The sequence below is a fragment of the Sandarakinorhabdus sp. genome, assembly GCF_031430775.1.
Classification (GTDB): Bacteria; Pseudomonadota; Alphaproteobacteria; order Sphingomonadales; family Sphingomonadaceae; genus Sandarakinorhabdus.
On record NZ_JANPCD010000143.1, the window covers coordinates 1 to 2,832 of the forward strand.

At 62.9% G+C, this 2,832-nt stretch carries 3 protein-coding genes; 1 reads left to right on the forward strand and 2 read right to left on the reverse strand.

Annotation, left to right across the window (positions count from 1 at the left end; all coding sequences use genetic code 11):
- Positions 1-167: 167 nt before the first annotated feature.
- On the reverse strand, positions 168-1,109 hold the full coding sequence (locus tag RMQ73_RS08910) for a LysR family transcriptional regulator (RefSeq protein ID WP_310497803.1): 942 nt from the start codon (positions 1,107-1,109) through the stop codon (positions 168-170).
- 4 nt (positions 1,110-1,113) lie between these two features.
- The gene (gene trxB / locus RMQ73_RS08915) at positions 1,114-2,067 is read right to left on the reverse strand and encodes a thioredoxin-disulfide reductase (RefSeq protein WP_409049856.1); all 954 of its coding nucleotides are present in this window, start codon (positions 2,065-2,067) and stop codon (positions 1,114-1,116) included.
- A gap of 193 nt (positions 2,068-2,260) precedes the next feature.
- Between trxB and RMQ73_RS08920 the strand changes: the two genes are divergently transcribed.
- Positions 2,261-2,752: an Lrp/AsnC family transcriptional regulator gene (locus RMQ73_RS08920; protein ID WP_310497804.1), complete on the forward strand. Its 492-nt coding sequence runs from the start codon at positions 2,261-2,263 to the stop codon at positions 2,750-2,752.
- Positions 2,753-2,832 lie beyond the last annotated feature (80 nt).

A 2,832-nucleotide genomic window follows, 5' to 3' on the forward strand; every position in this document is an offset into this window, starting at 1 on the left:
GCCAGGCGACCAACGGATCGACATGGGGCCGCCAAAGGGGGGAAGGCGGGGCCATGTCCGTCTGCTCTATCGGGGGAGATCGAGGAGACGTTCCACCGTCCAAGACGGCGACAACCTCTATCTAGGGGGTCGCGGATTATATTGCACTGCACAATATCGCAAAGCAGCTATGCGTCTGGTGCATGGCGCGGCAGATTTTCGATATCGAGATTGCCTGGCGTCATGCGTGCCACCAGAAAATCGCGCAGCACGGCGATGCGCACGGAGCGGCGCAATTCAGCGGGATAGGTGAAGAAGGTGCGGAACACCGGCCCTTCCAGCGAAGGCAATACCACCTGCACCTTGCCGGAATAGCGGATGAGATAGCTGGGCAGCGCTGCAATGCCGGCGCCGGCCTCCACGGCTTGCAGCACGCCATGGCTGTTGTTGATGGTCAGCGCCGCTGCGCGCGGGTTGCCTTCATGGCCGAGTTCCAGCGCCCAGTTGATACCCTTGAGGAATTCCGGCGCTGCATCGCCATAAGCCAGCAGGCGGTGGCTCTCGAGATCGGCGACACTGGTCGGCGTGCCGCGCCGGGCGAGGTAATCGGGGGACGCACACAGATAATGCCGGATGCCGGTCAGCGGCTTTTGCATCAATTCGCCCTGGAATGGCCGGTGGAAGCGGATGGCGACATCGGCCTCGCGCTTGGCAAGGTCCATATCCTGATCGGTCAGGATCATCTCGATGCTGATATCGGGATAAAGATCGAGAAAGTCACCCAGTTGCCGCGCCAACCAGGTCGAGCCGAAGCTGACAGTGGTGGTCAGCCGGATGACCCCGGTGGGCCGATCACGCGAGGCATCGATGGCCTGGGCGGCGCGGTCGATGCGTTCATGCACTTCGTGGGTGGCGCTGCGCAGTTGTTCGCCCTCGTGCGTCATCGCCAGCCCGCGCGCATGGCGGTGGAACAGCTTGGCGCCAAGGCTTTCCTCAAGCGCGGCTATCTGGCGGGATAGGGCCGGCTGGCTCATGTGCAGGCGGCGCGCGGCCTCGGTAAAGCTGCCGGCCTCGGCAACCGTATCGAACAGCCGCAGCTTTTCCCAATCCATGCTGAGCGCCGGTCCCATCCCCCTAGTGCCCGCCCTCGGCCGTGTGGGTCAGGAAACGTTCCGCCTCAAGCGCGGCCATGCAGCCCATGCCGGCGGCAGTGACGGCCTGACGGTAAAGCTTGTCCTTCACATCACCCGCGGCGAACACGCCGGGGATGGAGGTTGCAGTCGAATCGGGCGCAGTGATCAGATAACCTTCGTCATCCATGGTCAGCTGGCCGGCGAACAGGCCAGTGGCGGGCACATGGCCAATGGCGACGAACAGGCCATCGACGGGCAAATGGCGCGGCGCGTCTCCGACGGTGCTGCCAAGCGTGATGCCTTCGACTGTCAGCGGATCGTCCTTGCCGTGCACCTGCGTGACTTCGGCGTTCCAGTGCATTTCGACCTTGGGATTGGCGAACAGCCGCGCCTGGTTGGTGCGATCGGCGCGCAGTTCACCTCGGCGGTGGATGAGGTGCACCTTGGAGGCAAATTTCGTCAAAAACATCGCTTCCTCGACAGCGGTGTTGCCGCCGCCGACAACGGCCACGGTCTTGCCGCGAAAGAAAAAACCGTCACAAGTGGCACAGGCCGAGACGCCGAAACCGCGATATTTCATTTCGGATTCGAGGCCCAGCCAGCGCGCGCTGGCGCCAGTGGCGATGACAAGCGTATCGGCGGTCCAATGCGTGCCGCTGTCGGTTTCAAGCGCGAACGGGCGCACCGACAGATCGACCTTGGTGACGATGTCGTTGACCATTTGCGTGCCGACATGCGCGGCTTGTTCCGCCATGCGCACCATCAGGTCGGGGCCCATCACCATGGTATCACCGGGCCAGTTTTCGACCTCGGTGGTGATGGTGAGCTGCCCGCCGGGCTGAAGGCCCTGGATCAGCACCGGTTCCAGCAAGGCGCGCGCGGCATACACCGCGGCAGTATAGCCGGCCGGGCCGGACCCGATAATCAACACCTTGGCATGACGGCTTGGCAGCACCCGGATTCTCCTGTGAATGTTGGGTCCAGTTAGCGATTTCGCGGCGCATTTGCACCCCTTATGGCGCAGCCACAGCGTTGGTTGCGGCGCAGCCGCTGCGGTGGTTATGGCCTAGCCATTGCGGCGGGAAATCTCAGGCCCGGCATCTTGCGCGCTGCGGCAACAATGTTATAGCTGGGCGCATTGTTTCGACATGGAGTTTCACAACTTGCATCGTTCGCGTTTGCCGATCGACGATATCGACCGGGTCATCCTGCGTCATCTCCAGGCCGAGGGGCGGATCACCAATGTCGATCTGGCCACCCGCGCCGGCTTGACCGCTCCGCCCTGCCTGCGCCGCGTGCGCGCGCTGGAGGAAAATGGCACCATCCTGGGCTATCACGCCGATCTGGATTCGCAGGCTTTAGGCTATGGCATCACGGTTTTTGCCATGGTGTCGCTCAAGAGCCAGGCCGAGGCAGATCTGAAAGCGTTCGAGGAGCATTGCGCCGCCCTGCCCCAGGTTCGCGAATGCCACATGCTGAACGGCGAGATCGATTTCATCCTCAAGGTCGTGGCGCATGACCTGCAGGAGTTTCAGCGGTTTCTCACCAGCGCGCTGACGCCGGCGCCGAATGTGGAGAGCGTGAAGACTTCGTTTGTTATTCGGACGGCGTTGACAAGGCCGGGGGTGCCTGTGGATTAGGCGCAGCCGGGCAGAAAATAGCGCGCAGCGCTATTTTCCGACTCCGGCAAGACCGGACGGCGAGCAAAAACGGCGGGCCA

What these genes read in the sequence shown, in the direction of transcription:
- RMQ73_RS08920 (WP_310497804.1), top strand. Translation starts at nt 2,261, where the DNA reads ATGGAGTTTCACAACTTGCATCGTTCGCGTTTGCCGATCGACGATATC.
- RMQ73_RS08910 (WP_310497803.1), bottom strand. Translation starts at nt 1,109, where the DNA reads ATGGGACCGGCGCTCAGCATGGATTGGGAAAAGCTGCGGCTGTTCGAT.